The sequence below is a fragment of the Polaromonas sp. P1_E1_2 genome, from assembly GCF_056406035.1.
The window spans coordinates 1-5491 of sequence record NZ_JBFUAZ010000261.1 but is presented as its reverse complement, the minus strand read 5'-3'; the positions used below and the strand labels follow the sequence as shown (position 1 = coordinate 5491).

Here is a 5491-nt window from a genome sequence, read left to right as displayed (position 1 = left end):
GGTTAAGGTCCCTTCTGTCACCTTCCCCGATCAGTCGGTGAAAGACAACTTCGTCAAGGCGGCAACAGACATCATTGACGAGCTCAAGGCGGGAAAACACCCGAGAGCGCGCACCTTCGTCAACGTGACCTATGCGGTGGAGGGCGCCTGGGGAATTGCCGGCAAAGCCTATACCAACGCCGACCTGGGAATGGCCATTGGAGCTGCCGCGGGCTAGGCAAGCGCGGGAACTCACCCTGCCCCCATTCACCTCCGTCTCTCCGCACAGCACACCAACCGATTAAACCCACAGGAAACTTCATGCCTCTCGTACGAATTGACCTTCCTGACACCACGCCGGACGAAGAGCTTTCGGCCGTGTCGGGCCTTGTGCATCAAGCCCTGGTAGACACTTTCAATGTGCCGGGGCCGGATCGCTTCCAGACGCTCACGCGTCATGCACCGCGCCAGCTCATTTGCTCCGAAGAATTCCTTGGGGTCACGCACTCCGCCCACGTGGTTTTTATTCAAATATTCTGCGCCCCCGGCCGATCGCTGGACATGAAGAAGGCGCTCTTCTCGGAAATCGGAAAACAAATCTCGTCGAATTGCAGCTTTAGTCCGGCCGACGTCATCATCAATCTGGTTGAGACGTCGCGTGAGAACTGGTCTTTTGGAAACGRCATGATGCAATTCAGTTAAAAGGGGCAGGACAGCCTGTTTTGCACACCCCCCAACGCGCTGAGATGCGCCATGAATGTGAAGCTGCTCCTTCATGGGAAAACAGGGAGGTTCACTGGGCAAAGCGCGCAATCAAGCCATAATCATTGCTGCAAAACCCCCTTGCCCGACGGGCCTCAAGAGATTTAACTGTGTCATCAATTCACCCCAAAACCTACGAAACTTCCGATTCACGTACTGTCGCCTTCCTGGGCCTCGGTGTCATGGGCTTCCCGATGGCCGGGCACCTGGCGCTGGCGGGCCACGACGTCACGGTCTACAACCGCAGCGCCGCCAAGGCTGCCTCCTGGACGAGCGAGTTCAAGGGCCGTGCAGCCGCCACACCGCGCGAGGCGGCTGCAGGCGCAGACGTCATTTTCTGTTGCGTGGGCAATGATKCCGACCTGCGCAGCGTGGTACTGGGTAACGATGGAGCGCTGGCCGGCATGAAACCGGGCGCCATCTTCGTGGACCACACCACGGCCTCGGCCGATGTGGCGCGTGAACTCTCCGCCGCGGCCTCCAAGATCGACCTGCACTTCATAGATGCACCCGTCTCGGGTGGCCAGGCTGGTGCGCAAAATGGCGCGCTCACAGTGATGTGCGGCGGAGACGCCGCAGCATTTGAGGCCGTGAAACCAGTGGGCATGGCTTTTTCAAAAGCCTTCACGCTGATGGGCCCAAGCGGCGCGGGGCAACTTACCAAGATGGTCAACCAGATTTGCATTGCTGGCCTGGTACAGGGCCTGAGCGAAGCGGTGGCGTTTGGCCAGAAGGCCGGTCTGGATGTCAACCAGGTCCTGGACGTGATTGGCAAGGGCGCAGCGCAAAGCTGGCAGCTCGACAACCGCGGCAAAACCATGGTGGCCGACAAGTTTGACTTCGGGTTTGCCGTGGACTGGATGCGCAAGGACCTGGGCCTGGTACTGGACGAAGCCAAGCGCAACGGTGCGCGCCTGCCTGTGACGGCCCTGGTCGACCAGTTTTATGCCGACGTACAAGCCATGGGCGGCCAGCGCTGGGACACATCGAGCCTGATCAAGCGCCTGAAATAGAAACTGGGCCAACCGGAAAAATCGGGTGGAAAGCAGAGCGGCAATGCTGCCGAGGCCAGCACTGCCCGCCCCTAACTAACGTCAACTCCCGGCGGGTTTGGCGCCTGCGGGTGGCTCGACGGGTTTTGACGGCAGCATGCGTGCCAGCTCTTCCTCGCTGATGATTTCAAACATGCGGATGACTTTTTGCACACCCGGAGTGGAGCGGACCACTTCGGTGGCGCGATCCGCCTCGCGCTGTGTAACACGCCCCATCAGGTAGGTCGTACCACGCTCGGTCACCACCTTGAAGGCGTTCAACGACAGGTCACGGGCATCCACCAGCATCGCCTTGACACGGCCGGTGACGAGGGTGTCGGACGAGCGCTGTGTCAGGGTGGCGTTGCCCATCACGGCCAGTTCATTGACCACCGAGGTCACATTCTCCACACGCGAAACGATCTGCTCGACCAGCTGCTTGTCTTGCGCGCTGGGCACTTCACCCGTCAGCAACACCTGGCGGTTGTAGCTGGTCAAGTTGACATGCACACGGTCGCCCACGTTGCTGCGAATCCGGCTGGCCGCCCGCAATTCAATGCCCTCGTCTTCCAGCTGCGCACCCGACGTGCGGCGGTCGGTGGCAACAAGCGCCCCCCCGGCCATGCCACCTACCACCAAAGGAAAGCAGGCTGTCAGGGCACTGCCAAGCAAGACCGACGTACCAACGGCCAGAGTGAGTCGTTTCAACGGGGCATATGTCATACAGAGGTCTCCTGATCGCCAAGTAACTGGGTGTCCACACCATCGCAAATGCAATGGAGGACAAGAAGGTGCACTTCCTGGATACGCGCGGTCCGCTCATGCGGCACGCAGATATGCACATCGGTTTCGCGCAGGGCATGGGTCATCTTGCCGCCCCCGCGCCCCGTCAGCGCCACCACGGTCATCTCGCGCTCATGGGCGGCTTCGATGGCGGCCAGCACATTGGCCGAATTGCCGCTGGTGCTGATGGCCAGCAATACGTCGCCGGCGCCGCCCAGGGCACGCACTTGCTTCGAGAAGATGACCGTGAAGTCGTAGTCGTTGGCAATGGCGGTGAGGATGGAGCTGTCGGTCGTCAGCGCAATCGCACCCAGCTCCGGCCGCTCGCGCTCATAGSGCCCCACAAACTCCGCAGCGAAGTGCTGGGCATCCGCTGCCGAGCCACCATTGCCGCAGGCCAGGACTTTGCCGCCACTGGTGACGCTGGCCAGGATGGCCTGCACGGCGGCCGCAATCGGTTTGGACAGGACCTGTGCCGCCTGGTATTTCAGGTCGGCACTGTCAATGAACTGCTGTTCGATACGTTGTTCAAGCATGGGGTCAATGATAGCGGGTCGGACTGCTCCGCCGGTCCCGGAGGGGTTTGCGCAGGCTGGCAATGGATGGTTACAAATTCCGCCATTCCCGGCGTTCAGGACGCGTCGAAAGCCCCGGGCAGCCATTCAATGTCAGGGGCCGCCCCGTCGTCCTGCGGCCCGTTGACCAGGACCACGTCGAATCGACAAGGCGGTGGGCTGGCGAAACGCATGAGATAGTGCCTCGCGGCAAAGATGATTCGCTGTTGCTTGGCCGGGCTGATGCTGGCGCCGGCGCCGCCGTGCGAGACGCCCGTGCGCTGGCGCACTTCCACAAACACCAGAGTACCGTCAGGTGCGCGCATGACCAGGTCGATCTCGCCGCCGCCGCGGCCCGGCGTCCGATAATTGGTATCGACCAACACCAGTCCGGCCTTGGCGAGGTAGGCGCGCGCGGCAGCTTCCGCAGCATCACCCCTCGACTTGGTGGTAACCTGCCCAGGCGAGGCTGGGGCCTGAAGGGCCGTCGCTTTTGACGCCGTCCCGGCAACCTGTTTTCTGGAAAACCACATTGAACGCTTCCTTCGACCTGGCACTGAATGCGGCACGCGCCGCAGCAGGCATGCAGCATTATCCGGAAAGTGCGCTCTATGTGGTGGCGACCCCGATCGGGAACCTGGCCGACATCAGCCTGCGCGCCCTGCAAGTACTGCAGCTGGTAGACGCCATAGCCTGCGAAGACAAGCGGCATTCTCAACCCCTGCTGCGGCAGTACGGCATCGACAAACCCCTGCTGGCGGTGCACGAACACAATGAAGCTGAGGCCGCAGGTCTGGTGATCGAACGCCTGCAGCGGGGTGAGCGCGTGGCCTATATCAGCGACGCCGGCACGCCGGCCGTGAGCGATCCCGGCGCCCGCCTGGTCGCCGCCGTTCGTGCCGCTGGACTGGCCATCATGCCCCTGCCGGGTGCCAGCAGCGTCACTGCGGTGCTCAGCGTGGCCGGGCTGAGCAGCCCGGGCGGTGACACCGGGTTCGTATTCGCCGGTTTCCTGCCGAGCAAGGCCGGTGAACGCGACCAGGCCATCCAGCAGCTGCAAACCGATGCCCGGGCCATCGTGATTCTGGAGGCGCCACACCGCATCGAGGCGCTTGCGAAAGCACTGGCGGTGCTGCAAGGCCGCCTGGTCACCGTTGGCCGTGAGCTGACCAAGCAATTTGAGGAAATTGCGACCGTGCCGGCGCAGGATTTTTCCGGCTGGCTGGCCGCTGGCGCCCAGCGTACGCGCGGTGAATTTGCACTGGTACTGCATCCTTGCGCCGCTGCGGATAACCCCGAAGATGGCACACGGGTGCTGCAGTTGTTGCTGGCGGAGTTGCCGCTCAAGACTGCTGTAAAAGTCGCGGCAGAAATCACCGGCGTGGGACGTAACGAGCTCTATGACACCGCACTCAAGCTGAAAAAAGAATGAACCCCAACGCCGACGAACTCTGGCACGCACCACGCTGGGCGCTTGCCGCCTTGTTGGCTGTGCTCGGGATGCTCGGTCCGTTTTCCATCGACACCTACATTCCCGCCTTTTCCGGCATGGCGCAGTCGCTGGGAGCATCACCGGTAGAAATGCAACAGACGCTGTCGGCCTACCTGTTCGGTTTTGCTTTCATGAACTTGTTTCACGGTGCGCTGGCCGACAGTTTTGGCCGTCGGCCGGTGGTGTTGTGGGGAATCGCGCTATTCACTCTGGCGTCGGCCGGTTGCGCGCTTTCGCAAAGCATCGGGCAGCTGGTTTTTTTCCGGGCCATGCAGGGCTTGTCGACAGGTGCGGGCATTGTGGTGTCGCGCGCCGTCATACGCGACATGTACCCGCCGGCTCAGGCCCAACAGGTCATGAGCCAGGTCACCATCTATTTCGGAGTGGCCCCAGCCCTTGCGCCCATCGTCGGCGGCTGGCTTTTTGTGCATCTGGGCTGGCACAGCATCTTCTGGTTTCTGACGGGAGTGGGTGTGATCCTGTGGGCTACCAACTTCCGGTTCTTGCCCGAGACACTTCCGCCGCTGGAACGCCAGCCGTTTGAAGTCAGGCATCTGATGCGGGGCTACTGGCAGTTGGGTTCCAGCCCCCGCTTTTTATTGCTGGCGCTGGCCAGCGGCGTGCCATTCAACGGCATGTTTTTGTATGTGCTGTCAGCGCCCGCTTTTTTGGGGGAACACCTGGCACTGCAGCCTACCGAATTTTTCTGGTTTTTCATCCTGACAATCTCCGGCATCATGTCCGGCGCGTGGCTGAGCGGCCGCCTGGCAGGAAAAATCGCCCCCAAGCAGCAAATACGGCACGGCTTTGTCATCATGCTGGTCACCTCGGTGCTTAACCTGATTGCCAACATGCTGTTCGCCCCGCATGCTTCGTGGTCCCTCTTTCCG

The 5491-nt window shown here is 61.7% G+C and carries 7 protein-coding genes and 1 pseudogene; 5 read left to right on the top strand and 3 right to left on the bottom strand.

The genetic code is table 11. The annotated features are described in order from the left end of the window. The 3 genes and pseudogenes from AC1D1P_RS13120 to AC1D1P_RS13110 all read left to right on the top strand — a co-directional run. Positions 1-217 (top strand): annotated as a pseudogene (locus tag AC1D1P_RS13120) (4-oxalocrotonate tautomerase); the annotation flags it as partial. 83 nt (positions 218-300) lie between these two features. Continuing rightward, positions 301-681 (top strand): tautomerase family protein, encoded by a 381-nt coding sequence (locus tag AC1D1P_RS13115; RefSeq protein WP_477673286.1) that lies wholly within the window; start codon positions 301-303, stop codon positions 679-681. Positions 682-851: 170 nt separating this feature from the next. Next, positions 852-1754, top strand: a complete 903-nt coding sequence (locus AC1D1P_RS13110) for an NAD(P)-dependent oxidoreductase (RefSeq protein ID WP_477673285.1) — start codon at positions 852-854, stop codon at positions 1752-1754. 81 nt (positions 1755-1835) lie between these two features. On the opposite strand, the gene AC1D1P_RS13105 is transcribed toward AC1D1P_RS13110, so the two are convergent. From AC1D1P_RS13105 to AC1D1P_RS13095, 3 genes are all read right to left on the bottom strand, one after another. Next, on the bottom strand, positions 1836-2495 hold the full coding sequence (locus tag AC1D1P_RS13105; RefSeq protein WP_477668831.1) for a BON domain-containing protein: 660 nt from the start codon (positions 2493-2495) through the stop codon (positions 1836-1838). Beyond that, positions 2492-3091, bottom strand: a complete 600-nt coding sequence (locus tag AC1D1P_RS13100) for a phosphoheptose isomerase (protein WP_477673284.1) — start codon at positions 3089-3091, stop codon at positions 2492-2494. The genes AC1D1P_RS13105 and AC1D1P_RS13100 overlap by 4 nt, the downstream gene beginning before the upstream one ends. 95 nt (positions 3092-3186) lie before the next feature. Further along, positions 3187-3642, bottom strand: coding sequence for a YraN family protein (locus AC1D1P_RS13095; RefSeq protein WP_477668832.1), 456 nt, complete (start codon positions 3640-3642; stop codon positions 3187-3189). A gap of 50 nt (positions 3643-3692) precedes the next feature. On the opposite strand from AC1D1P_RS13095, the gene rsmI reads away from it, so the two are divergent. Together rsmI and AC1D1P_RS13085 are read left to right on the top strand one after the other, a co-directional pair. Next, positions 3693-4541 (top strand): 16S rRNA (cytidine(1402)-2'-O)-methyltransferase, encoded by an 849-nt coding sequence (gene rsmI, locus AC1D1P_RS13090; protein WP_477668936.1) that lies wholly within the window; start codon positions 3693-3695, stop codon positions 4539-4541. Beyond that, the coding region (locus AC1D1P_RS13085; protein WP_477673283.1) for a multidrug effflux MFS transporter at positions 4538-5491 on the top strand (954 nt) is incomplete at its 3' end. The genes rsmI and AC1D1P_RS13085, both read left to right, overlap by 4 nt.

Coding starts and splice junctions, on each gene's coding strand:
- AC1D1P_RS13105 (WP_477668831.1), bottom strand. CDS start 2,495: ATGACATATGCCCCGTTGAAACGACTCACTCTGGCCGTTGGTACGTCG.
- AC1D1P_RS13095 (WP_477668832.1), bottom strand. CDS start 3,642: ATGTGGTTTTCCAGAAAACAGGTTGCCGGGACGGCGTCAAAAGCGACG.
- rsmI (WP_477668936.1), top strand. CDS start 3,693: ATGCAGCATTATCCGGAAAGTGCGCTCTATGTGGTGGCGACCCCGATC.